Annotated in this window: 24 protein-coding genes; 8 read left to right on the plus strand and 16 right to left on the minus strand. The window is 41.5% G+C overall.

Features of this window, described 5'->3' with window-relative positions:
- Nucleotides 1-246: 246 nt before the first annotated feature.
- From FTV38_RS05415 to FTV38_RS05430, 4 genes are all read left to right on the plus strand, one after another.
- The gene (locus FTV38_RS05415) at nucleotides 247-1,236 is read left to right on the plus strand and encodes a putative oxygenase MesX (RefSeq protein ID WP_168377507.1); all 990 of its coding nucleotides are present in this window, start codon (nucleotides 247-249) and stop codon (nucleotides 1,234-1,236) included.
- A gap of 76 nt (nucleotides 1,237-1,312) precedes the next feature.
- A complete protein-coding gene (locus FTV38_RS05420) occupies nucleotides 1,313-2,341 on the plus strand; it encodes a methionine synthase (RefSeq protein WP_180021804.1) in 1,029 nt (342 codons plus the stop codon).
- A 104-nt stretch (nucleotides 2,342-2,445) separates the two neighbouring features.
- Nucleotides 2,446-2,940: a flavin reductase gene (locus FTV38_RS05425; RefSeq protein WP_180021806.1), complete on the plus strand. Its 495-nt coding sequence runs from the start codon at nucleotides 2,446-2,448 to the stop codon at nucleotides 2,938-2,940.
- A gap of 44 nt (nucleotides 2,941-2,984) precedes the next feature.
- Nucleotides 2,985-3,785, plus strand: coding sequence for a sulfite exporter TauE/SafE family protein (locus FTV38_RS05430; protein ID WP_180021809.1), 801 nt, complete (start codon nucleotides 2,985-2,987; stop codon nucleotides 3,783-3,785).
- A gap of 140 nt (nucleotides 3,786-3,925) precedes the next feature.
- Here the strand turns inward: FTV38_RS05430 and FTV38_RS05435 are convergent, their stop codons facing one another.
- From FTV38_RS05435 to FTV38_RS05465, 7 genes are all read right to left on the minus strand, one after another.
- Nucleotides 3,926-4,255, minus strand: a complete 330-nt coding sequence (locus tag FTV38_RS05435) for a multidrug efflux SMR transporter (RefSeq protein ID WP_168377505.1) — start codon at nucleotides 4,253-4,255, stop codon at nucleotides 3,926-3,928.
- Nucleotides 4,256-4,262: 7 nt separating this feature from the next.
- Nucleotides 4,263-5,144, minus strand: coding sequence for a hypothetical protein (locus FTV38_RS05440; protein ID WP_180021811.1), 882 nt, complete (start codon nucleotides 5,142-5,144; stop codon nucleotides 4,263-4,265).
- Nucleotides 5,141-6,157, minus strand: a complete 1,017-nt coding sequence (locus FTV38_RS05445) for an isopenicillin N synthase family oxygenase (protein ID WP_180021813.1) — start codon at nucleotides 6,155-6,157, stop codon at nucleotides 5,141-5,143. The genes FTV38_RS05440 and FTV38_RS05445 overlap by 4 nt, the downstream gene beginning before the upstream one ends.
- 81 nt (nucleotides 6,158-6,238) lie before the next feature.
- Nucleotides 6,239-7,120, minus strand: a complete 882-nt coding sequence (locus FTV38_RS05450; RefSeq protein WP_180021815.1) for an ABC transporter ATP-binding protein — start codon at nucleotides 7,118-7,120, stop codon at nucleotides 6,239-6,241.
- Nucleotides 7,120-8,064 (minus strand): ABC transporter permease, encoded by a 945-nt coding sequence (locus FTV38_RS05455; RefSeq protein WP_168377501.1) that lies wholly within the window; start codon nucleotides 8,062-8,064, stop codon nucleotides 7,120-7,122. The genes FTV38_RS05450 and FTV38_RS05455 overlap by 1 nt, the downstream gene beginning before the upstream one ends.
- Before the next feature lie 187 nt (nucleotides 8,065-8,251).
- Nucleotides 8,252-8,953, minus strand: a complete 702-nt coding sequence (locus FTV38_RS05460) for an NAD-dependent deacylase (protein WP_180021816.1) — start codon at nucleotides 8,951-8,953, stop codon at nucleotides 8,252-8,254.
- Nucleotides 8,954-9,057: 104 nt separating this feature from the next.
- Nucleotides 9,058-9,993 carry a LysR substrate-binding domain-containing protein gene (locus FTV38_RS05465; RefSeq protein ID WP_180021818.1) on the minus strand — a complete coding sequence of 312 codons (936 nt, stop codon included), beginning with the start codon at nucleotides 9,991-9,993 and terminating at the stop codon, nucleotides 9,058-9,060.
- A gap of 246 nt (nucleotides 9,994-10,239) precedes the next feature.
- On the opposite strand from FTV38_RS05465, the gene FTV38_RS05470 reads away from it, so the two are divergent.
- From FTV38_RS05470 to FTV38_RS05480, 3 genes are all read left to right on the plus strand, one after another.
- The gene (locus FTV38_RS05470; RefSeq protein ID WP_180021820.1) at nucleotides 10,240-11,460 is read left to right on the plus strand and encodes an acyl-CoA dehydrogenase; all 1,221 of its coding nucleotides are present in this window, start codon (nucleotides 10,240-10,242) and stop codon (nucleotides 11,458-11,460) included.
- A gap of 209 nt (nucleotides 11,461-11,669) precedes the next feature.
- Nucleotides 11,670-13,097, plus strand: a complete 1,428-nt coding sequence (locus FTV38_RS05475) for an MFS transporter (protein ID WP_180021823.1) — start codon at nucleotides 11,670-11,672, stop codon at nucleotides 13,095-13,097.
- A gap of 51 nt (nucleotides 13,098-13,148) precedes the next feature.
- On the plus strand, nucleotides 13,149-14,387 hold the full coding sequence (locus FTV38_RS05480; protein WP_180021825.1) for a CaiB/BaiF CoA-transferase family protein: 1,239 nt from the start codon (nucleotides 13,149-13,151) through the stop codon (nucleotides 14,385-14,387).
- Nucleotides 14,388-14,512: 125 nt separating this feature from the next.
- Here the strand turns inward: FTV38_RS05480 and FTV38_RS18035 are convergent, their stop codons facing one another.
- The 7 genes from FTV38_RS18035 to FTV38_RS05515 form a co-directional block, all read right to left on the minus strand.
- Nucleotides 14,513-14,749 (minus strand): hypothetical protein, encoded by a 237-nt coding sequence (locus FTV38_RS18035; RefSeq protein ID WP_257222993.1) that lies wholly within the window; start codon nucleotides 14,747-14,749, stop codon nucleotides 14,513-14,515.
- A gap of 276 nt (nucleotides 14,750-15,025) precedes the next feature.
- Nucleotides 15,026-15,805, minus strand: a complete 780-nt coding sequence (gene pcaD, locus FTV38_RS05490; protein WP_180021827.1) for a 3-oxoadipate enol-lactonase — start codon at nucleotides 15,803-15,805, stop codon at nucleotides 15,026-15,028.
- A gap of 68 nt (nucleotides 15,806-15,873) precedes the next feature.
- A complete protein-coding gene (pcaF, locus tag FTV38_RS05495) occupies nucleotides 15,874-17,079 on the minus strand; it encodes a 3-oxoadipyl-CoA thiolase (RefSeq protein WP_180021829.1) in 1,206 nt (401 codons plus the stop codon).
- 139 nt (nucleotides 17,080-17,218) lie between these two features.
- The gene (locus FTV38_RS05500; RefSeq protein ID WP_180021831.1) at nucleotides 17,219-17,872 is read right to left on the minus strand and encodes a 3-oxoacid CoA-transferase subunit B; all 654 of its coding nucleotides are present in this window, start codon (nucleotides 17,870-17,872) and stop codon (nucleotides 17,219-17,221) included.
- A 19-nt stretch (nucleotides 17,873-17,891) separates the two neighbouring features.
- A complete protein-coding gene (locus FTV38_RS05505) occupies nucleotides 17,892-18,578 on the minus strand; it encodes a 3-oxoacid CoA-transferase subunit A (RefSeq protein WP_180021833.1) in 687 nt (228 codons plus the stop codon).
- A 153-nt stretch (nucleotides 18,579-18,731) separates the two neighbouring features.
- Nucleotides 18,732-19,022, minus strand: a complete 291-nt coding sequence (gene catC / locus FTV38_RS05510) for a muconolactone Delta-isomerase (protein WP_180021835.1) — start codon at nucleotides 19,020-19,022, stop codon at nucleotides 18,732-18,734.
- Between the two features lie 20 nt (nucleotides 19,023-19,042).
- The gene (locus tag FTV38_RS05515; RefSeq protein ID WP_180021837.1) at nucleotides 19,043-20,152 is read right to left on the minus strand and encodes a muconate/chloromuconate family cycloisomerase; all 1,110 of its coding nucleotides are present in this window, start codon (nucleotides 20,150-20,152) and stop codon (nucleotides 19,043-19,045) included.
- A 103-nt stretch (nucleotides 20,153-20,255) separates the two neighbouring features.
- On the opposite strand from FTV38_RS05515, the gene catM reads away from it, so the two are divergent.
- Nucleotides 20,256-21,179, plus strand: coding sequence for a cis,cis-muconate-binding transcription regulator CatM (gene catM / locus FTV38_RS05520; protein WP_078193763.1), 924 nt, complete (start codon nucleotides 20,256-20,258; stop codon nucleotides 21,177-21,179).
- A 76-nt stretch (nucleotides 21,180-21,255) separates the two neighbouring features.
- On the opposite strand, the gene FTV38_RS05525 is transcribed toward catM, so the two are convergent.
- Nucleotides 21,256-22,251 carry an ABC transporter substrate-binding protein gene (locus tag FTV38_RS05525; protein WP_180021839.1) on the minus strand — a complete coding sequence of 332 codons (996 nt, stop codon included), beginning with the start codon at nucleotides 22,249-22,251 and terminating at the stop codon, nucleotides 21,256-21,258.
- Between the two features lie 3 nt (nucleotides 22,252-22,254).
- Nucleotides 22,255-22,842, minus strand: coding sequence for an ANTAR domain-containing response regulator (locus FTV38_RS05530; protein ID WP_078190882.1), 588 nt, complete (start codon nucleotides 22,840-22,842; stop codon nucleotides 22,255-22,257).
- Nucleotides 22,843-23,247: the final 405 nt, after the last annotated feature.

The raw sequence follows: 23,247 nt of genomic DNA on the forward strand, positions 1-23,247 counted from the left end.
TCATAAAATTCTCATCAGCTTTCCTGATCCTTTGATGCGTTCAATTTGTATTGAAACACATCTAGAGCGATCGCTTTCAATACAGTTTACGGATACTGCCAACAAAGTTATGGGCGGTTAAAACTTTTAACATGAGTTTTATTCAGCTTATATTGAATTTATATCGTTTTACTCATTATTTAATTCACGCTTAAATAAAGCCATACAGAAATTAGCTTTTTATAAAATTTTTAGGTGGCAATCTCCATGAGTAATAAATTTGCATGTTCAATCAAACGCATCCGCTTTGATGAAAACTATAAGCCAGCAGACAATACACGTCTAACAACGAACTTTGCTAACTTGGCGCGCGGTGAGCACCGTGAAGAAAATTTACGCCGTACTTTGGCAATGATTAATAACCGCTTCAACACTTTGGCCAGCTGTGATAACCCAAATGCGGATCGTTATTCACTTGAAATTGACATTATTTCTGCTGAGCTGGATGTAGAAGGCAACGGTCAAACTTTCCCGTTTATTGAAACTTTAAAAAGTACCATCATCGACCATAAAACCAATGAACGCATTGAAGGCATGATCGGCAACAGTTTTTCATCGTATGTGCGTGACTATGACTTCAGCGTAGTATTACCAGCACTCGGTTGCAAATTCAATGAAAAACCTGAAGATTTTGGCGATTTACACGGCAAGCTATATCAACACTTGATCAATTCAGACGTATTCAAAGCTGAATTCAAAAAACAACCTGTGATTTGCTTAAGTGTTTCAACGACAAAAACTTATTACCGTACTGCAAATGTACATCCGATCTTAGGTGTGGAATACACCAATGATGACCATTCACGTACCGATGACTATTTTGCAAAAATGGGCTTAAGCGTTCGTTACTTCAAACCTGAAAATGCGACTGCACCATTGGCATTCTATTCAGCAAATAACTTGCTCAGCGACTATACAGATTTCGAACTGATCAGCGCGATCAGCACCATGGAAAGCTTCCAAAAAATCTACCGTCCTGAAATTTACAATACCAATGCGACAGCAGGTTTAGTGTATCAACCAAGCTTAAGCTTTGGCGATTACTCATTAACCCGTATTGTGTATGACCGTGTCGAACGTGGTCAGTTGGCGGTTAAACAGGGCAAATGGACCGAAGAGAACTTTATCCAGCCATATCAAGACATTTTGAATGAGTGGGCTGCTAATTTTAGCATTGAAAATGCAGACGCAGCTTAATTTTAAAATACGTAAATAGATGAAAACGCGGGTGTAAACCACCCGTTTTAAAGAAAATAGAGATAGAAGATCGAATATGGCCATTTTACTCCCAACTTCAACTGCTGGCAGCTTACCTAAACCGTCTTGGCTGGCTGAACCTGAAAAATTGTGGTCAGCATGGAAACTTGAAGGCGAAGAATTATTAGTTGCAAAACGTGATGCGTTGAAATTATCTTTGCATGAACAAATCCATACAGGCATTGATATTGTCAGTGATGGCGAACAAACCCGTCAGCATTTTGTGACTACGTTTATTGAACATCTTGAAGGGGTAGATTTCGAAAAGCGTGAAACGATGCGTATTCGAAATCGTTATGATGCAAGTGTACCGTCAGTTGTGGGTGAAGTATCTCGTAAGAAAGCAGTTTTTGTGGATGATGCGAAATTCTTACGCAGCCAAACCAATCAGCCGATCAAATGGGCACTGCCTGGCCCAATGACGATGATTGATACTTTGTATGATGGCCATTACAAGAGCCGTGAAAAATTGGCTTGGGAATTTGCTAAAATCCTGAATCAAGAAGCGTTAGAGCTTGAAGCGGCAGGCGTGGATATTATTCAATTTGATGAGCCTGCGTTTAACGTATTTTTTGATGAAGTCAATGACTGGGGTATTGCGACATTAGAGCGTGCGCTTGAAGGTTTGAAATGCGAAACAGCCGTTCATATTTGCTATGGTTATGGCATTAAAGCCAATACCGATTGGAAACAAAGCTTGGGTAATGAATGGCGCCAATACGAAGAATCATTCCCGAAACTGCAGCAATCGAAGCTCGATATCATCTCGCTTGAATGCCAAAACTCTCGTGTACCGATGGATTTAATCGAACTCATCCGCGGTAAAAAAGTGATGGTTGGCGCCATTGATGTAGCAACCAATCAGGTTGAAACAGCAGAAGAAGTAGCAAATACATTACGCAAAGCGCTTCAGTTTGTAGATGCCGACAAGCTATATCCTTCAACAAACTGCGGTATGGCGCCTTTACCTCGCCAAGTGGCGCAAGGCAAACTAAATGCGTTAAGCGCAGGCGCTGCCATTATTCGCCAAGAATTGACCGCATAAATTCGAGCTGACTCGGTTTCATGTAAGGGCAATAAGGAAATTAAATTTGCTATTGCCCAAACCTGAGAAAGAGATAAGCCATATAGACCATTGAGATTGAAGAGATGATTGAAGCAACTGATTTTAGAAATGCAATGTCTTTATTGACGACTGCAGTCAACGTGATTACGACTGAGGGTGAAGCAGGCATGCATGGATTTACAGCATCAGCAGTATGCAGTGTGACAGATACACCGCCAACTTTGCTGGTTTGTATGAATCAATCATCTCGTTCTCATGCGCATTTTCTTGAAAATAAAGTTCTGTCTGTCAATGTTTTGGGCGCACAGCATGAACACATTTCCAATGCATTTGCTTCAAGCAAATTAAACTCTGAAGAGCGTTTTAAATTGGGTTCTTGGACTGTATTAGAAACAGGTTCACCAATACTCAAAGATGCTTTAGTTAGTTTTGACTGTCAGATTGAACAGATTCAAGAAGTGGGTACGCACAGTGTGTTTATGTGCCGTGTGGTTGCAATCAAGCAAAGTCAGCAGGAGGAAAGTTTGGTGTATTTCAACCGTGCTTATCATGCTGTGGGTCAAGTGGAGTTGGCTTAAACCAGTCAACTTCTTCAATACATCTCTTTAAAAGTATCTATTTCGTGGAACTCATTACTTTCTTAATTATTGGCGCATTTGCTGGTTTTGCTGCAGGGCTGTTTGGCGTTGGCGGCGGTACCATCATTGTGCCATTGCTCTATATTGTTTTTAGCCAAATGGGCTATAGCCCCGATGTGATTATGCATTTGGCGCTCGGCACATCTTTGGCTACGATTGTTGTGACATCGATCAGCTCCTTGATGGCGCACAATAAAAATGGTGCTGTGATTTGGCCTGTATTTAAAAATTTAGCTCCGTCTATGGCGATTGGTTGTTTTGCAGGCGCGGGTATTGCAGGCTGGCTGTCAGGCTTACATCTGCAAATGATTGTCGGTGTGTTTTTACTTTGGGTGGCTTATACCATGTTTATGGGTGCAAAAAAGCCAGTCGATCCAAATAAAACACTACCATCTACAGCTAAACAAATTGCAGCAGGTTCGGGTATCGGCGTTGCATCGGCCATCTTCGGGATTGGCGGCGGCAGTATTACGGTACCGTATTTAACGGCAAATGGCGTGGTGATGCAAAAAGCGGTCGGGACGTCTGCGGCTTGCGGTTTACCCATTGCCATTGCTGGTGCATTAGGCTTTATGTTTTTTGGTATGCAACAGCAAGTTGAAATTCCAAATACCATTGGCTTTATTCATATCTATGCCTTTTTGGGCATTAGTGTGATGAGTTTCTTTACGGCTAAATATGGCGCGAAAACTGCGCATGCGCTTTCACCAGCAGTACTGAAAAAATGTTTTGCTGTGCTGTTATGTATTGTTGGATGCTTTTTTCTAGTGAAAGGCATTTTATAGAAGCCGACTGATCACAGTTAATTCATTCGAAACGTATGCTCTAGTGTGCAACAGCAAGCTAGAGCATTTTTATCTATAGCAATTTAAGTCTTTAAAATTTCAGAGATATTATTTAAAAACTTCATTTTAAAACTGACATTTCAAAGCTCTGTGCTTTTAGAAAAAACATTAATAATCACAATACCCAATAAAATAAAGGCCAAACCAATCATGGCAGGCAGGTCTAAATTTTGTTTAAACACAATCCAGCCCACACAAGAAATCAGTACAATGCCTGCAGCAGACCACATGGCGTAGGCCAATCCCATTGGAATCGATTTAAAGGTCAAACCTAAAAAGAAGAGTGCAATGGCATAGCCCAATACGGTAAAAATAATCGGTACTAGTTCAGTAAAGCCATTGCTGGCTTTTAAGGCGGACGTGGCAATCACTTCAGCAATGATTGCGATGAGCAAATATATAAACGACATTGATTTCCTATAGACATTCTACGGCATGGTACAAGAGGTGCTGTTTTTCATTTTGCAACCAATCTGTACTTTCTGTCGTGGTATCAGTGCGACGCTGAAATGCATAATGTGGAACATAAATATCCACCTCGAACATCAGCTGTATTGCTTGACCATTAATAATGACGTTTTGCATTAAATGTGTTTCATCAATAACTTTGAAATGATCAAAGTTAAGTGGTTGATCTTGCTGAGATGAAGTCGTTGTATAGTGCTTATGCAGACCATCTACAGCGATGGATACTTCAAAGCTTTCAATCACCGTTTCATACATAGTAGGTGCAGATGATATATCGATGCTGGCAACAGTTTGCTGATCTGTAGGTAAACGACTCAGTGCAAAGGCCACATGCTTATCACAAATAATTAAACCGCCATCCATCTGCAATGGCTGATGGCTTTCTACATCTAAAGCTGACTTCAAGCGCAGGCCTAAAAATAACCCTTCATGCACTTGTTGACGCCAGTCTTCGACATACGCATTGCTTGGAGAGAATTCTAAAATACAGTTGCCAATCGCATGTAGTTTTGCAGGTTCTGGCCATTGCACATGATTTTGATAATTTGAGTGTGCTTTAACGTCCCAAGACAATAATTGTTGTTTAGCATCCCATAGGGTGTTACCAATCCAGCCTTGACGCTCATTCACTGGCGTATTTTCTTGGCTTTTTAAACGTAGATCGATGGTGAAACTACGTGACTGAAACCAATACACAATGGTCTTTTCATCCGTCAAACCATTTGAAAAACTAATGCTTTTACGGCGAAAAGCACCATATAAATAGTCTGGAATAGGACCTGAAACCTCTTGGCTGGCTGGAAGTTGTGCTAAAGCCTGAAATAGATTCATGCGCTTGCTCCTTGTGCTTCTGTATTTTCATCCATACCAAATGATGACAATGGCACAGCATTTCTAAGACTTAGCTCTCCTGAAGCGATACGTTTTTTGAGATAACTAAAGGTTTGCGCGGTTTGATTAAATAAATGTTCGCCACCAATTAGGGGCTGATATTTGGGCGCTTCAGTAGAATGTACAGGCTCAATGATCGTGTCGTAATTGCATGCACAGAACAGAGGGAAAGAGTAGCGCTCTTCAGAGACTTTTTTAACACGGTGCTTGGTGGCCAAATATTTGCCATTCGACAAAATTTCCATCATGTCGCCAATATTCATCACCAAAGTATTTTCAATCAATGGAATATCCATCCATTCACCTTGTTTATTTAATACTTGTAAACCTGGTGCCGTCGGCAAGAGCAGTGTAAAGCACTCATAATCTGTATGCGCGCCAATACCTTCGGCATCTTTCACTTCAGGGTTATAGGGATAATGGATTAGACGCAGTTGGCTGGTCGGATGGGTAATTTTGCAATCAAAAAAATGCTCATCTACATTCAATGCTAAAGCAAAGGCCTGAAAAATCTGCTCGCTAATACTGCGTAAATGGCAGTAATAATCACAGACCGTACTCTTAAATGTGGCGTCATCTGGCCATAACGTAGGGCCCAGCAAGGGAAATGCCGTCGTTTCGCCGTGGTAATCATAATTGATGTCATAGGCTTCTTTTAAGTCATAGCTGTTGCCTACAAACTGTTCTTCACCAATTGGCACATAGCCACTGTGATTTTTCGACAGCCCAATAAAGTGTTGCATTTTACTGGCAGTATCTTGTTGGAAATAGCGCTTTGCCACCTGAATCAGTGATGTCGCAAAATCAAAATTGAACTGATCACCTTTTAAATATAGAAAACCAACATCTTTACAGGCTTGATCCAACGCAGAGGCTACTTCTAAGCGTTCTGACAGTACCGTGCTTTGCATTTTTGAAATATCAACAAGTGGCAAAACATAAGATTCATTCATCTTCAATTCCTATAATGTTGGCCGTCCAACGCTGTCGTACATCATTTAGGCCGTCCTAAAGATGAAGAGGGATTAATCCAGTTATTTTTGCGTACTGACTTGGGTCATACGCGGAATTTTCGGTAAGTTCTCCAATGCAGGGTCGAGCTCGTCTTCCTGCGCATGTACCAAGAAATCCACCCTTTCGCGCAGTTGTTTAAATTCAGGACTCAGCATGAGTTCAGGATTACGAGGACGGGGTAAATCGACCTCAATAATTTCTTTAATTTCACCAGGATTGGCTTTGAGCGCCACAATACGATCCGCCAATAAAATGGCTTCATCCATATCGTGGGTCACAAAAATGATGGTGATATCAATGTTTTGCCAAAGATCCATTAAATGTTTTTGCATTTTTTGACGGGTATGCGGGTCAAGCGCGCCAAACGGCTCATCCATCAATAATATTTTTGGTTCATTGACCAATGCGCGGGCAATAGCAACGCGCTGTTTCATCCCGCCAGACAGCTGATGCGGGTACTGATCTTGGTATTTTTCTAGACCAATAATATCAATCCATTCGCGTGCGCTGGATTCAGCCGAAGAATTGCTGGCACCTTTCATTAAAGGGCCAAACATCACATTTTCTTTGACCGTTTTCCATGGAAAAAGCGTGTAGCCTTGAAACACCATGCCACGCTCAGGGCTTGGGCCTTCAATGGCTTGGCCATCGACCAGCAATTCACCGCTACTGTATGGGTCTAGTCCAGCCACAATTCGGCTAAAGGTCGATTTACCGCAACCCGATGGGCCAATCACGCAGATAAATTCACGTTTATGAATCTTTAAATCCAACTGATTTAAAATAGTGCGATCAGTCTTGCCGTGTTTAAAACTTTGTGTGAGTTTTTTTGCTTCTAAAATGACAGGGCGCGCATAAATTGCATCGAAATAAGTGGTGGCATTAAATTCTGTGCTGTTCATTATTTTGCTCCTGCTTTCCATTTAAATAGGCGTTGACCGAGTTTCATTAGCACCACATCGCATACCAAACCAATCACCCCAATGATGAGGATCGCGGCATAAACATTGTCAAAGTTTTGGTAACGCGCTTGTTGGGTAATAAACCAAGTAATCCCAGAGGTTGTGCCGATCAGTTCAGATACGATCAGATAAGTCCAAGCCCAGCCCAGTAATACACGTAGGTCGCGGTAAATGTCAGGAAGCGCTGCCGGAATCACCACATGAAATAAGCTTTTCAATTTATTGGTGCCTAGCGTAAAACCTGCTTCGATCAGGCCACGGTCAACCATCCGTGTGGTATTGGCAATAATTAGAATTTGCTGAAATAGCGTACCGATCACGATAATAGCGATTTTAGGTGCATCATTAATGCCTAAAATCGCAACGGCTAAGGCACCAAAAGCAGGGGCGGGCAAGTAGCGAAAAAACTCAACAAAGGGTTCGGTCAGTTGTGATATTTTTTGAGAAAAACCGCAAAGAATACCCAGCGGAATACCGATGAGAGAGGCAATAAAAAAAGCGCTGAACACAATTTTAATACTGTGCCATAAGCTTTGATGAAACCATGGGGCATCAGGTTGGGCAGGCGGAGTAATAAAGGCCGTAACCAGCGCTTTTGCCACTTCATGCGGTGCAGGTAGATAGATTGGATTGACCAGTTTGCCTTGAGGTGGCGCTAAACCTGCATTGACCGCAGATTGCGCTTCGGCATAAAACACCGCTTTGTCGACACGGCTATCCACCTGAAAATAAGGCACACTGCCTGACTGCGTAATTTGCACCTGCGGATGCCATAAAAATGGCAAATAACTCACTGCACACCAAATAAGCACAGGAATTAAAAATGATCCTAAGCCAAGCAATAGCTTACTTTTTGGACTGAGCTCTCTTGCGACATAACCCATACTGACCAAGCCCCAATATTACTTTTTTAATAAAACGTAATACCGTTAAGCAATTTGAATGCCAAACGCGTGTATGCCGTGATTTATTGGTCTTATGCCAAGTTAGATAGGCTATAAACAGCAAAAAGCCTGCAAAAGTAGCAGGCGATATCATTTTTTTGATCGATACTGATGCCAAAATGTACTTTTATGGCGCAAGCAATTGCAAAAAAAGTTTTTTCATTCCTTCACTCGCGCCAGCATTAATCAATTGATACTGCTCAGGTACACGCTGATAATCTGCTTTCGGGTCGATATAAAATGCACGGCAGTTGGCAGGGATTTCGTGAATCAATCCAGCCACAGGATAGACAGCCAGACTCGTGCCAATCACAATAAAAATATCTGCCGTTTGTACACTTAAACTGGCATCTTCATAGGCAGGAACTGCTTCGCCAAACCAGACTACATGTGGCCGTAAAGGATATCCTTCAGGGCATTTGTCGGTGTCTAAGTTTAAATCTGCACCTTCAATGGGAAACAATTCCTGCGTATATTGCGCCTGAGGGCCAGAGCTTTTTGCGTAACGAATATTGCCATGCAGATGCAGTACATTGTGACTGCCTGCACGTTCATGTAGATCATCAATATTTTGTGTGATGACTTGTACATCAAAAAAATCATCGAGTTCAGCAATCAATTTATGCGCTGCATTAGGATCTGCGGCTAAAATATGTTTACGGCGTTCATTATAAAAACGCTGTACTAAAGCTGGATCGCGTGCCCAAGCTTCAGGTGTGGCCACATCTTCAATGCGATGCTGCTCCCAAAGACCATCACTGTCACGGAAGGTATTGATGCCGCTTTCTGCGCTCATGCCGGCACCTGAAAACACCACAATTTTTTGCATAGATATTTAGCCTTATATTTTAATTGATGAGTCCAATGCGTACGGTTGCATGTATTGAACGAATAATTCAGCGAATTTACTGTACTCAAAATATAGCGATTACTTCAACTTAGTTGATGCAATTCTTGTAGCACCCAATCGACAAATTTTTGTATTTGTGGTGAACTGTCTTGGCTCGAGTGGACTAAATAATATTTTCGGCTACCGTGCAATTTTTTATTTGATGCAATCACCAATTCTTTTTTTCTCAGTTCTGCTTCAATCAGCATTTGTGGAATCAGTGCCATACCCATGCCATGACTGGCTGCCACAGAAAGCATAGAAAATAGTTCATGTCGCTGACCATCAAATGGTTTGGAATGCTGAAGCTGATGGGCTTGAAACCATTCTTGCCAAATACTTGGACGGGTGGTTTGCTGTAATAAGGGCAATTGAAGTAACTCTTCATCGCTTAAATTAAAACTGTGATCATCGGTCATTTCCGCAAGTGGAAAGTTGTTTTCAATCAATTTGGGGGAACAAACGGGAACCACTTCTTCATCCATTAAATAATGCGCTTGAATGCCCGGCCAATGCTCAATTTGCTGTTGCGTTCCTGCAAAAATCGCCGCGTCAAAGACATTTTCATTAAACAAAAAAGGTTTGGTACTGGTTTCCAAATGCACGGTAATTTCAGGATGTTGCGCATTTAATTTATGTAATTTTGGCAACAGCCAACGTGTGGCAAAGGTTGGCACAACGCCCAGCTTTAAAGTACCGCCCAAGCCTTTGTGCGTCATGATATCTGAGGTGCTTTTTTCGATGCCTTGCAAAAATGGTTTAATACTTTTTGCAAATTGCTTGCCTGCTTCTGTGAGATCTACACCGTGACGTGTTCGGCTAAATAGCATGACACCTAAATATTCTTCAAGCTGTTGAATTTGGCGCGACACGGCACTTTGCGTAATAAATAACTCTTGAGAAGCATGCGTATAACTTGCGTGTTTCGCAGCAGATTCAAAGCAAATTAAGCTTTGCAATGACGGAATATTGCGCCGCATAGATAAAGTCCTTTTTATCGATAGGTATCACAAAATGGCATATAAGAATGATTTTCATATACCACTATAGTCTATAAATAAAACAATCCATCGCTTAAATCAGTGGCTAAAGTGCTTAACGCACTGTGGGTCAAGTTCAGGTATGCGAAAGGTGCATATCTACATGCAAATTAATCGTTTGAATGAATCACTTTTCACACATAGCATCAAATAAAACAATGAAAACCCGAAAAAGCAGAGGATGCGATGAATCAAATGGTCAATGTAAAAAAAGCAAAAGTACAATTTAACTGGCAAGACCCATTTCTTTTGGAACAGCAATTAACAGAAGAAGAACGCATGATCCGTGATACTGCACATGCTTATTGCCAAGAGCGTTTGCAACCACGTGTACTCGAACAATTTCGTCATGAAAAAACAGACGTTTCAATTTTCCGTGAAATGGGTGAACTGGGCTTACTTGGGCCAACTATTCCAGAGCAATACGGCGGCGCAGGTTTAAACTATGTTAGCTATGGACTAGTTGCACGTGAAATTGAATATGTTGATTCTGGCTACCGTTCAATGGCCAGCGTGCAAAGTTCTTTGGTGATGGTGCCGATTAATGAATTTGGCTCGGAAGAGCAAAAACAAAAATACCTGCCAAAACTGGCAACGGGTGAATACATTGGCTGTTTCGGCCTGACAGAGCCTGATCATGGCTCTGACCCTGGGAGCATGATTACACGTGCAAAAAAAGTGGATGGTGGCTACCGTCTAACGGGCGCAAAAATGTGGATTACCAACAGCCCAATTGCCGATGTTTTTGTGGTTTGGGCGAAAGAGGTTTCGGCTGAAGGCAATGTGGGTGACATTCGCGGATTTATTTTAGAAAAAGGCTGGGATGGTCTATCTGCTCCAGCAATTCACGGTAAAGTTGGCTTACGTGCCTCGATTACTGGTGAAATTGTCATGGACAATGTCTTCGTCCCTGAAGAAAACGCTTTTCCAGAAGTACGTGGTTTAAAAGGCCCATTTACCTGCCTAAACAGTGCACGTTATGGTATCGCTTGGGGCGCAATGGGCGCAGCTGAATTCTGCTGGCATACAGCGCACCAATACACCATGGAGCGTAAACAGTTCGGTCGACCATTGGCGGCGAATCAGCTGATTCAAAAGAAATTGGCGGATATGCAAACTGAGATTGCCTTAGGTTTACAAGCTGCGCTTCGATTTGGACGTATGAAAGACGAAGGTTTAGCTGCTGTAGAAGGCACATCACTGATTAAGCGTAACAACTGTGGCAAGGCTCTAGATATTGCCCGTGTAGCGCGTGACATGATGGGCGGAAATGGTATTTCTGATGAGTTTGGTGTTGCCCGCCATTTGGTTAACCTCGAAGTCGTCAACACTTATGAAGGCACACATGATGTACATGCGCTGATCCTTGGTCGTGCGCAAACAGGCATCGCGGCTTTTGGTAACTAATTGAATTCAATATCAATAAGGTGCTCTACATAGAGTGCCTTAGAGACTTTTTATGCAAAAATAAACTTAATCAATAAAGGATTCATCGTGAAACACTCTTGTAACTCTGTGCAATAGCCTGAGCAGTGATGAAATAAAAAGAATAAAAAAGGCAAATGTGCAGACATAGGAATGCCGATGACTCATTTGGGAAAATGAGGAACAAGGAAATGAATAACGAAATGCAAAACGGAGCAGGAACGCTCAAATTGCCCTCTAACGTATGCACAATGCATCGTATTACCAGCAACACTTGGAAAATGGCTTTTATTTTTGCCTTTATTTCTTTGGTGATTGATGGTGTAGACATTATGTTGCTGTCATTCAGCCTGACCAGTTTAAAGGCTGAATTTGGTTTAAGTACATTTCAAGCTGGAATGCTCGGTAGTTCTTCTTTAGCAGGGATGGCGCTGGGTGGTATTTCGGGTGGATGGGCGTGCGATAAATTCGGCCGTGTGAAAACCATTGCTTGGTCGGTCGTATTTTTCTCGATCATGACCTGTATCTTAGGCTTTACCCAAAGCTATGAACAATTTTTAATTTTACGTTTTATTGGCGCTTTTGGACTGGGTTCTCTTTACATGGCGTGTAATACGCTCATGGCAGAATATGTGCCAACCAAATATCGAACAACGGTACTTGGGACTTTGCAAACCGGTCAAACCGTGGGTTATATCGTTGCAACGCTGCTGGCGGGTGCCATTATTCCAGATCACGGCTGGCGGATGCTATTTTATGTCACCATTATTCCTGCTGCTTTTGCCCTTATCTTTATGCGTTTTGTTCCTGAACCAAAATCTTGGCAGGAAGCAAAAATTGAGCAGCTAAAACGCCGTGAATTAAAACTTGAACCTGTACAGCAGCAAGCTGCAGTCAATCAAAATGCACCTTCTGAAAGTATTTATAAACGTATTTTTGGACACACTAATCATCGCAAAATGTTCTTCTTTTGGATGTCGACCGCTGCATTTCTACAATTCGGTTATTACGGTGTTAACAACTGGATGCCAACGTATCTAGAAACTGAACTCAGCATGAACTTTAAAGCCATGACAGGCTATATGGTAGGTGCATATACCGCCATGATTCTGGGTAAAATTTTAGCCGGCTATGCCGCTGACAAGTTCGGACGTCGTATTACCTTTGTGTTTGGTACGGTAGCTACGGCAGCATTTTTACCGATCATCATTTTCTATAACACACCAAGCAACATTGCCTATTTACTCGTAACTTTTGGTTTCTTATACGGTATTCCATACGGTGTAAATGCAACTTATATGGCAGAAAGTTTCTCTACGGATGTGCGCGGAACAGCCATTGGCGGTGCTTACAATATGGGACGCTTAGGCGCAGCCATTGCACCTGCAACCATTGGTATGATTGCCGCAGGCGGATCATTCACTATGGCCTTTATTGTGATGGGTGCTGCGTACTTTATTGCAGGTATTATTCCAGGCTTGTTCATTCGTGAACGTCAATATGACCCGCAGCAAGCATCACTTTCTTCAGATGCGGAAAAAGAAAAACTGGCAAGTGTAGATACATATGTTGATGATGCAGAGCAAAAAGCGTCTGCAAAAACTGCAACAGTAAAATAATTAAAAAGATCTGTGCCATAGCTCAATCCTATGGCACATCTGGAGTGAACTATGGGTGCATTAAAAGGAATTCGTGTATTGGACTTAAGCCGTGTTTTGGCCGGTCCTTGGTGCGGTCAAATATTGGCTGATTTAGGTGCAGAGGTAATCAAAATTGAGCGTCCTAAAGTGGGTGATGATACCCGCATGTGGGGACCACCTTGGATGCCTAATCAGCAAGGTCACGCGACGAAAGAATCAGGCTATTACCAATGTGCGAACCGTAATAAATATTCTGTAGCCATTGATATTGCTAGTGAAGAAGGACAAGTGCTAGTCCGTGAAATTGCCCAAACGGCAGATATCGTGATTGAAAACTACAAAGCAGGTTCACTGGCCAAATATGGTTTGGACTATGCATCGCTCAGTGCGCTTAATCCAAATATCGTATATTGCTCAATTACAGGTTTTGGTCAGGATGGGCCACGCGCGGAAGAACCGGGCTATGACTTTATTATTCAAGGTATGTCAGGTTTGATGAGTATTACTGGTGAATCTGATGATGTAATCGGTGGAGGCGCACAAAAGGTGGGGGTCGCTGTGGTCGATATTCAGACCGGACTGTACTCAACGATTGCCATTCAGGCGGCATTGTTGGCGCGGCAGCATACAGGCCGTGGTCAATATATTGATATGTCCTTACTAGACGTACAGGTGGCGGCTCTGGCCAATCAAGGCATGAACTATTTGACCTCGGGTAAAGCACCCAAGCGTATGGGAAATAATCACCCGAATATTGTGCCGTATCAAACTTTTAAAGCCAAAGATAAGGAATTTATTATTGCCTGTGGTAATGACAAGCAATTTAAAGACTTGTGTATTGCGATTGGCTATAAAGAACTGCTAGATCAACCAAACTATTTACGTAATCAAGATCGGGTAAAGCACCGTGAAGAATTAATTCCATTATTGAGTGCCTATTTTCTCACTCAAGATGCTCAAGTTTGGGTCGATGCGATTCATGCGGTAAAAGTGCCAGTCGGTGTAATCAACTCTGTAGAAGACGCATTAAATGAACCACAAATTCAACACCGTCAAATGGTGGTGAATATTCCACATGCTTTAAATCATGATTTAAAAGTGATTGGATCACCGATGAAATTATCTGATACGCCTGTGGAATACCGTCATGCACCTCCACAGTTAGGGCAGCACACGACAGAAATTTTGTCCCAATTTAGAACTGAAGAAGAATTAAATGAATTGGCTGCACAAGGCATCATTGATCAACTCAATCATCCTGCAGCTTAAAATTTCATGGGATTATTCTTCAAACTATTCTTCAATATATGGGCTTAAACGCCTATGTGGAATGAGTGGAGTTAAAAGTTTAGACCGAAGGACTCCAATACTTCGGTCTTTTTCAATATCAATATTCATTTACGGAGTGCTTTTAATGTTAATTTTCTAGATAAAGTATAATTATTCATCAAAGCTTGGGCCTGCAATACGGTCTTTATTTTTTTGTATGAAAGAGATGTCCATACTTTTGCGCCTTGATATTTTTTCTTTAAGCTATAACTTTCAAATTCTGGATTATACACAAACCAATTTCCGCAATGCTGCACGCAATAAGCATTTATATGCCTATTTTTCAAGTCTACTAATTGCACAGAAAGATTTCGATACCATCTCCATTGACGAGAGTATAAGTCTTTATATCCTTAATACGCTGAGTTTTAACATCTGCATAAGAAATCGTAGAACTAAAGCCAATGATTAAACTAAAAAGTAATATTGATCCGTTTTTTATATAGATGAACCATTCTTCTAATTGTCCATTTATTTTAAGAACGGACATTAAATCAAAGCCTTCAAACGAAATAAAGCCCTGCACAATGGCAAGGCTCTATTTTAATAACATTACATTGAATTTGTTCAGCTGCATATTATTGCTGTATAAAATTCTGCAAAGCCTGATTAAATGCATCTGGCTGTTCAATGTTTGAAATATGCGATGCATTAATTTCAAATAATTGGCTATTTGCAATGTGTTCTTGCATAAATTGACCATCTGCAACTGTAGTTACAAGGTCTTGTTGACCTGCAATAATTAATACAGGTACGTGAATAGACGAGATTTCATTGCGTAAATCCGCTTTAGCCAAAGCTTCACAACAACTTGCATAACCTTCTGGGCTGCCAGCTCCGAGGTCGTTACTCAAAGATTGTACAGTTGCCGTGTTACTTTGGATAAAGGGTTCTGTAAACCATCGTGATGCTGCCGTTACTGCAATTGGTTTCAAACCTTGTTGACGGACTAACTGCGCACGTTCATTCCAAGCTGATTCTTGCCCAATTTTTGCAGCGGTATTGCATACAATGACATGGTTAAAGCGTTCAGGATGATGTTTTGCAAGCCATTGGCCTGTTAAACCACCCATCGATATTCCACAAAATGTGGCTTGTTGAATATTTAAATGATCCAATAAATGGATGACATCTGTACCCAATTGATCAAGGCTATATGGCCCTTGAGGGGCAGAAGATGCACCATGACCACGTGTATCATAACAAATCACAAAATAATCCTGCTGTAGTGCCTCTATCTGAGGCTGCCACATGCTGAATTTTGTGCCTAAAGAATTAGAAAACACAATCGCAGGTCGTGTGTGGTCACCAAAGGTTGCGTAATTAATCGTTGCATCATTGGATATAAATGTAGGCATGTTTTGAATCCTTAATTTTATAAATCCCCCTAAATCCCCCCTTTGATAAGGTGGACTTTTATTGAGGATTAAACACGTTCAATAATCAAAGCGATGCCTTGACCGACACCAATGCACATCGAACAGAGGGCATATTGACCTGAAATTTCCTCAAGCTGATTTAATGCAGTCGTGACTAAACGTGCTCCAGATGCACCTAATGGATGACCCAAAGCAATAGCGCCCCCGTTTGGATTAACATGTTTAGCACCATCTTCTAAACCTAATTCACGGGTAACCGCTAAGGCTTGAGCCGCAAAAGCTTCATTCAGCTCGATTACATCCATTTGTTCAAGGCTTAGACCTGTTTGAGCTAACAACTTTTTTATGGCAGGCGCAGGACCAAAGCCCATGATTTTGGGTTCAACACCCACCACCGTTGCCGCAATAATTTTGGCCCGTGGCTTTAACTTAAATTTGTTGACAGCATTATCTGAAGCAATCAGTAGTGCAGCTGCACCATCATTGATCCCTGAAGTATTGCCCGCAGTTACCGTCCCATCAGCTTTCACCACAGGTTTGAGTTTTGCTAAGCCTTCTGCTGTCGTCGATGCACGTGGATGCTCATCTGTATCGACTATCAGTGGGTCGCCTTTACGCTGTGGAATGACTACAGGGATGATTTCTTTCTCAAAAAAACCATTGGCCTGTGCAGCGGCTGTACGGCGCTGACTTTCTAAGGCAAAAGCATCTTGATCAGCACGGTTAATGTTGAATTGTTCTGCCACATTTTCAGCGGTTTGAGGCATGGTTTCCACGCCATACATTTGCTTGAGTATTGGATTGATAAAACGCCAACCCATGGTGGTGTCTTCAATCTTTTGACTGCGTCCATAAGCACTTTCCGATTTACCCATAACAAAGGGCGCACGGGACATACTCTCTACACCGCCGGCAATAATTAAGTCTGCTTCATTTGCTTTAATTGCACGGGCTGCCATCGCAATCGCATCAAGTGATGAACCACAAAGTCGGTTTACAGTTGCAGCAGGAACTTGAAAAGGTACACCTGCAAGTAGCGACGACATTCGTGCAACATTACGGTTATCTTCACCGGCTTGGTTCGCGCAGCCGTAAATCACGTCATCAACTGACTCCCAAGCAATACTTGGATTTCGCTGCATCAGTGCCTTAATGGGTAAGGCACCTAGGTCGTCGGTACGCACTGCTGCTAAACCGCCCGCATAACGACCGAAAGGGGTGCGAATAGCATCGATGATGTATGCGTTTTTCATATTGTGTATTTCCAAATCTTTTGACCTCCCTTAATCCCTCCTAAAAGGAGGGAGACTTTCCAATCTTACTTAAATGTCGATGGATTAAAGTCCCCCGTTGAAAAAGGGGGATTTAGGGGGACTAATAATTCATTCTGTATTAACTTGATGTCCCATCCACGAGCTTCGCACCTGTCATTGACTGCAATTCGTCAAAGCTCAAGCCCTCGACTTTTTCAATCACTTTCAAACCTTCAACCGTCACATCAATGACGCACAAATCTGTGTAAATACGATCGACACATTGCAGTCCTGTGGCAGGGTATGACAACTCAGCGACAATTTTCGGTTCACCTTTTTTGGTCACATGGTCTGTAGTAATAAAGACTTTTTTTGCCCCAACAGCCAAATCCATTGCACCGCCTACAGCAGGAATTGCATCTGGCGCGCCAGTATGCCAATTTGCTAAGTCACCATTTTGGGCAACCTGAAAAGCGCCTAGTACTGCAATATCTAAATGACCGCCACGCATCATGGCAAAAGAATCACCATGGTGAAAAAAGCAGCCGCCCGTTTGCATGGTGACAAACTCTTTTCCTGCATTAATTAATTCAGGGTCTTCTTCGCCTTTAGCCGGAGGAGGACCAAAAGCCAAAAGACCATTTTCTGAATGTAGAAAAACATCTTTGTCTGTTGGTAAATAATTTGAAATTTTAGTGGGTAAGCCAATGCCTAAATTGACATAAGCACCATCTAGAATATCTTGTGCAACACGTTCAGCAATTTGATCACGGGTTAATTTGGTATAGCTCATGGTTCTTTCCTCACGTGATTTATGCAGATTGCTCAAGCTGTGCAGGTTGAACAGCCACAACATGTTGTACAAAAATGCCAGGGGTAATAATGTGCTCTGGGTCTAATGCACCAAGTTCAACAATTTCTGAGACTTGAGCAATTGTTACATCTGCCGCCATAGCCATAATGGGGCCAAAGTTACGCGCTGATTTGTTGTAAACCAAGTTGCCCCAGCGGTCGCCTTGATGTGCTTTGATTAAAGCAAAATCGGCTTTAATTGGATTTTCGAGGACAAAATCTTTGCCTTCATAATTGAGGGTAGGTTTGCCTTCTGCCAGCAACGTACCGAAACCTGTTGGTGTATAAATTGGACCCAGACCCATACCTGCTGCCTGAATACGGCAAGCTAAATTACCTTGTGGTACAAGCTCAAGTTCTATCTTTCCTGCACGGTATAATTCATCGAACACCCAAGAGTCCGATTGGCGAGGGAAAGAACAGATCATTTTACGGACAGCACCAGCTTTGAGTAATTTAGCCAGTCCATAGTCACCATTACCTGCATTGTTGTTGACGATGATTAGATCTTTGATCCCAAGTTCTATCAATCCATCAATCAGTTCAGCAGGCTGACCAGCCGTACCGAAGCCGCCTATCATAATGGTTGATCCATCCTTAATTTGAGAAAGTGCTTCTGTTAAGGAAGCGGTACTTTTATCAATCATGCTACGATCCTTCATCAAGAACGATAAAACTATTTACCTGACTAACCACTTCAGTCATGCAAGGCAGATAATCTTTTATTTCAAATATTTACAAACTTAAAAATGCAGAAAATTGATTCCAATCATGTGCTACACAATTGGAATCCAATCGCATCAGCTGTCATCACTGCGAACAGAAGAGGGATGACGATTTAAAGCCATAACTTCAATATTCATATACGGGTAAAGGGGAAGCCCTTGTAAAATGTTGTGTAACTCTTCATTGCTTTCAACATCAAAAATACTGATATTTGAATATTGACCGGTAATGCGCCAGATATGGCGCCATTTGCCTTGACGTTGTAGATCTTGTGAATAAGCCTTTTCTACAGCTTTAATTTCATTGGCTTTTTCGACTGGCATATCTAATGGAATATTGACATCCATGCGTACTTGGTAAAGCATTTCTTACTCCTAGCTAAATGTTATTTGCGACGTAAGTCATCAATTTTGTTTTCATCAATTTCAATCCCTAAACCTGCTGTGGTCGGAATCTTGAGTTCGAAATCTTGATATTTAAGTGGGGTTTTTAAAATTTCTTCAGTCAACAACAATGGACCAAAAAGCTCAGTGCCATAAGCTAAATTGTCAAAGGTCGAAAAAGCATGTGCCGATGCAATAGTGCCTACAGGACCTTCAAGCATGGTTCCACCGTATAAATCGATACCCGCAAGTTTGGCGATTTTTGAAACCTCACAGCCTTCGATTAAACCGCCAGACTGTGCAACTTTGACTGCAAAAACAGAGGCAGAATTGTGCCGAGCAAGTTGATATGCCGTTTGAGGCCCCATCAGTGATTCATCTGCCATAATGGCTATATCAAAACGACGAGTTAAGCGGCGCATCGCGTCAATGTTATCGATCGCGCAAGGCTGCTCAATCAGGTCGACACCACCATCTTGTAACAATTGGATGCCTTTAATGGCATCTAATTCAGACCATGCACGGTTAACATCCACACGGATAGAAATGTCCGAACCTAACGCTTTTTTTATGGCTAAAACATGCTCAACGTCAGCTTCAACGGGACGTGAACCGATTTTAAGTTTGAAAATATTGTGTCGTTTTGCCGCAATCATTTTTTGTGCTTCGGCAATGTCTTTTTCCGTATTGCCAGATGCAAGTACCCAAAGAACAGGCAAGCTATCACGTAAGCGACCGCCCAATACTTCACTCAAAGGCTGATTTAAACGCTGCGCTAAAATATCGAGTAGCGCAGTTTGAATGGCACATTTAGCAAAGCGATTGCCGTTAATATTACGTTTAATGGCTTGCATGGTTTGAGCTACATTCAAACCAGTGAGGGTTTTCAGTAAAGGACTAAAATAAGTTTCAATATTGGTACGAATGCTTTCAGGGCTTTCTTCACCATAGCCTAGACCACCAATCGTCGTCGCTTCACCCCAACCGATATAACCATCTTCGGTGGTGATTTTAATCAAAACAAGGGTTTGCGTTTGCATGGTTGCAACAGCCATCTTGTGCGGACGGATTGTTGGGATTTCCACGAGCAGGGTTTCAATCGACTTATACATCTTGCGTATTTCTTATCTATCCAACTATTTATATACCCTAATTTAATGTAATATCTTTAACTAGAGCGATTTTGGTATTTTTAGATACTTAAAAGGTATATAAATGGAATTAAGGCACTTACGTTACTTTGTCACCGTGGTTGAAGAGCAAAGTATTACCAAGGCAGCAGAAAAATTATGTATTGCTCAGCCGCCTTTGAGTCGCCAAATTCAAAAACTTGAAGAAGAACTGGGGATTACCTTGTTTGAGCGTGGTTCTAGACCCGTGAAAACCACAGAAGCAGGTATGTTCTTTTATGAGCATGCTGTACAGATATTGACGCATACCGCTCAGGCCACAACCATGGCACAGCGAATTAATGCCGTCGATAAAACTGTCCGCATTGGTTATGTCAGTTCGCTTTTATACGCATTATTGCCACAAATTATTTATTTATTTCGACAACGTAACCCAGATATTCATGTTGAACTCATAGAATGTGGTACACGCGATCAGATTGAAGCCTTAAAAACCGGTCGAATCGATATTGGTTTTGGACGACTTCGATTAACTGATCCGTCCATTAAACGTATTTTATTAAGAAAAGAAGCGCTACGTTTAGCTATACATAAAAATCATCATTTGGCTGAATTTAAAGACAAAGGCATTTATCTTTCTCAAATTTTAGATGAACCCATTTTTGCCTATCCAACGACACCGAAACCGAATTTTTCCACGCTCATTCAATCGATATTTACCGAATTAGGACTTGTACCTAAACATTTAACCGAAGTGCGTGAAATTCATATGGCTTTGGGCTTAGTGGCGTCGGGAGAGGGCATTTCCTTGATTCCTGAAAGTGCCAGTGATATTGGCATGAAAAATTTGATGTACATCCCAATCTTAGATTTGGAAGCCTATAGTCCAATCTCTTTGTCGGTACGCAATATGGATCATAGTAATTACATTCCAAAGATACTGGATTGCATTCGTGAAGTCTTCGTTGAAGAAAATATCGACTTACGCGCTATCGATGCAGATGCATAACTAAATTAAGGTTTCATGATCAATGCTGCATAAGATCCGCTGTTCAATGATAGAGTCTTATGGAACATCAACAAATTTAGCCCAAAGCATCCTGATAAATACAAGATTGTGCTATTTCAAAAACCTTTTCATCTTCAATATTTAATTGATCGTATTGCTGCATTTTTTGAATCATCCATTCAAAGTCTGAAGTTTGTGGCGCTTGGGTCTTGCCAAAATTTTGAATGATGCTTTTGATCCGATGAAAAGCCTCGACGTGAATCTGCTCAGAACAATCAAAACGGATGATGTGATATTGCTTTAACAAAGAAAATATTTCTGAGAAATGTGTTTGTTGAAGTAGATCGTTTTGTGCTTTTTGGATGGCAAGATGGATCGCCTTTAAGGTATTGGGATGTTTTTCTGCCCAATCATGAGTAAAAGCCAAAACCTTATCTGGTATAGGCTCAATAATATCTTGGCTATTGACGATGATACGACTATAGCCTTGTATTTCAGATTGCGTATTCCACGGCTCTCCGACACAGAATCCATCAATTCGTTGCGTTGATATTGCTTCCACCATATAAGGCGGTGGAAGAGTTGAAAAGGTCTGCGTTTGAGCGAGTTCTGTGTCGGCAAGTGCCAACCATTCTCTTAAAATATAATGATGAATCGAATGCTGAAAAACATGCGCCAACTGAATCTTTTGATTCTGCTTTATCGCAGATACGATTTTCTCTGCTGAATTAATTGGTAGATCTAATGCATGGATCTTTAATTCATAGTAGAGCTTTTGACTCAGACTAATATAAGCGCAATTGGTACTGAGCGTTAATGAGGTTTGTAAGGGGATGCCGAGATGGTCTTTGCCCGTCACAGACGCAGGCAGCATGGCCGATAAACAGTGTGCTGCATCTAAAAAACCAAAAGCTAGACGGTCACGTAAACTTGCCCAAGACGGTTCTTGAGTTAGTGTGACATTCAAGCCTTGTTCAGCAAAATACCCTTGATGTTCTGCCCAGAGCAAAGCAACACAGTCAAGTAAAGGAATATAGCCCAATTGAATATCAGTTTTTTCAAGCTTTTGCATGGTTTATTCCTTAAATTGAGACTGTAACAGCGCTTGCGCATCAAGCAGTCGGCGCGCCATTTCACCCATCGTCATACGGTGACTCATGGCATTTTTTCTCAGCAAATTAAATGCTTGATCTTCGGTTAAACCATGCATTTGTATTAAAAGCACTTTGGCTTTTTCAATATCTTTTCGATCGGCCAGTTTGCACTTGGTTTCAGCCAAATCATTCAGCAGTTTTTTATGCTTTTTATATTGTTCAATCGAAATTTCTAAAATGCTATTCAAACGTGCAGGGTCAATACCATCGACAATATATGCCGTGACACCCGCATCAATCGCGCTTCGGATGATTTCAAGACTCGAATTTTTAGTGAACAGAACAGTCGGTAAGTCAAATTGGCTGACACAGCTTTCAATGACATCGCGATGTGGATGATCCATATCCAATAAAATCACATCTGCCTGAATATTTTGCAGATATGACATATTTAAATGATCAATCATGAAACTGGCGACCACATCAAAGTCATGTTGAATTAATGAGGCTTGAATAAATTCAGCGCGTTCTTGATCATCATCAATTAGGGCTATTTTTAGTTTTGGCATGCAAACGCTCAGACAGAGCCAAACAAATACGTATTGAGTTTTCTAAGCAATTTAAATGCCAAATTTTAAGACAATACAAAATATAAATCTGCTTCTAAATTTTAGCTTGGTTATATGCACATTTTAAAATTGAACCATTTCCGTGCACTGATCTTGTGCAGGGCTGAACCACGTTTGAACATTCAGCCGCATCTCTATAGGCATATTGACTATCTATTTACCTTAATTCGCTTATTTTCGGATAGATCGGCGCTCAATGCTTAAATATAGAGATGAAATTTACGATTGAAATAAAAACTTGGCACGTATCGTGCTTAATACTTATTGAGTCAAAGAAGACTCTAAAAATTTGTTAGACGGCCAACGACGTCCGTTCTGATCGACTCTGTTATGTGTTAGCGACAT

Origin of the sequence: Acinetobacter sp. YH16044 (assembly GCF_013417145.1) — a bacterium.
Taxonomy (GTDB): Bacteria; Pseudomonadota; Gammaproteobacteria; order Pseudomonadales; family Moraxellaceae; genus Acinetobacter; species Acinetobacter amyesii.

What these genes read in the sequence shown, in the direction of transcription:
- FTV38_RS05415 (WP_168377507.1), top strand. Translation starts at nt 247, where the DNA reads ATGAGTAATAAATTTGCATGTTCAATCAAACGCATCCGCTTTGATGAA.
- FTV38_RS05420 (WP_180021804.1), top strand. Translation starts at nt 1,313, where the DNA reads ATGGCCATTTTACTCCCAACTTCAACTGCTGGCAGCTTACCTAAACCG.
- FTV38_RS05425 (WP_180021806.1), top strand. Translation starts at nt 2,446, where the DNA reads ATGATTGAAGCAACTGATTTTAGAAATGCAATGTCTTTATTGACGACT.
- FTV38_RS05435 (WP_168377505.1), bottom strand. Translation starts at nt 4,255, where the DNA reads ATGTCGTTTATATATTTGCTCATCGCAATCATTGCTGAAGTGATTGCC.
- FTV38_RS05440 (WP_180021811.1), bottom strand. Translation starts at nt 5,144, where the DNA reads ATGAATCTATTTCAGGCTTTAGCACAACTTCCAGCCAGCCAAGAGGTT.
- FTV38_RS05445 (WP_180021813.1), bottom strand. Translation starts at nt 6,157, where the DNA reads ATGAATGAATCTTATGTTTTGCCACTTGTTGATATTTCAAAAATGCAA.
- FTV38_RS05450 (WP_180021815.1), bottom strand. Translation starts at nt 7,120, where the DNA reads ATGAACAGCACAGAATTTAATGCCACCACTTATTTCGATGCAATTTAT.
- FTV38_RS05455 (WP_168377501.1), bottom strand. Translation starts at nt 8,064, where the DNA reads ATGGGTTATGTCGCAAGAGAGCTCAGTCCAAAAAGTAAGCTATTGCTT.
- FTV38_RS05460 (WP_180021816.1), bottom strand. Translation starts at nt 8,953, where the DNA reads ATGCAAAAAATTGTGGTGTTTTCAGGTGCCGGCATGAGCGCAGAAAGC.
- FTV38_RS05465 (WP_180021818.1), bottom strand. Translation starts at nt 9,993, where the DNA reads ATGCGGCGCAATATTCCGTCATTGCAAAGCTTAATTTGCTTTGAATCT.
- FTV38_RS05470 (WP_180021820.1), top strand. Translation starts at nt 10,240, where the DNA reads ATGAATCAAATGGTCAATGTAAAAAAAGCAAAAGTACAATTTAACTGG.
- FTV38_RS05475 (WP_180021823.1), top strand. Translation starts at nt 11,670, where the DNA reads ATGAATAACGAAATGCAAAACGGAGCAGGAACGCTCAAATTGCCCTCT.
- FTV38_RS05480 (WP_180021825.1), top strand. Translation starts at nt 13,149, where the DNA reads ATGGGTGCATTAAAAGGAATTCGTGTATTGGACTTAAGCCGTGTTTTG.
- pcaD (WP_180021827.1), bottom strand. Translation starts at nt 15,805, where the DNA reads ATGCCTACATTTATATCCAATGATGCAACGATTAATTACGCAACCTTT.
- pcaF (WP_180021829.1), bottom strand. Translation starts at nt 17,079, where the DNA reads ATGAAAAACGCATACATCATCGATGCTATTCGCACCCCTTTCGGTCGT.
- FTV38_RS05500 (WP_180021831.1), bottom strand. Translation starts at nt 17,872, where the DNA reads ATGAGCTATACCAAATTAACCCGTGATCAAATTGCTGAACGTGTTGCA.
- FTV38_RS05505 (WP_180021833.1), bottom strand. Translation starts at nt 18,578, where the DNA reads ATGATTGATAAAAGTACCGCTTCCTTAACAGAAGCACTTTCTCAAATT.
- catC (WP_180021835.1), bottom strand. Translation starts at nt 19,022, where the DNA reads ATGCTTTACCAAGTACGCATGGATGTCAATATTCCATTAGATATGCCA.
- FTV38_RS05515 (WP_180021837.1), bottom strand. Translation starts at nt 20,152, where the DNA reads ATGTATAAGTCGATTGAAACCCTGCTCGTGGAAATCCCAACAATCCGT.
- catM (WP_078193763.1), top strand. Translation starts at nt 20,256, where the DNA reads ATGGAATTAAGGCACTTACGTTACTTTGTCACCGTGGTTGAAGAGCAA.
- FTV38_RS05525 (WP_180021839.1), bottom strand. Translation starts at nt 22,251, where the DNA reads ATGCAAAAGCTTGAAAAAACTGATATTCAATTGGGCTATATTCCTTTA.
- FTV38_RS05530 (WP_078190882.1), bottom strand. Translation starts at nt 22,842, where the DNA reads ATGCCAAAACTAAAAATAGCCCTAATTGATGATGATCAAGAACGCGCT.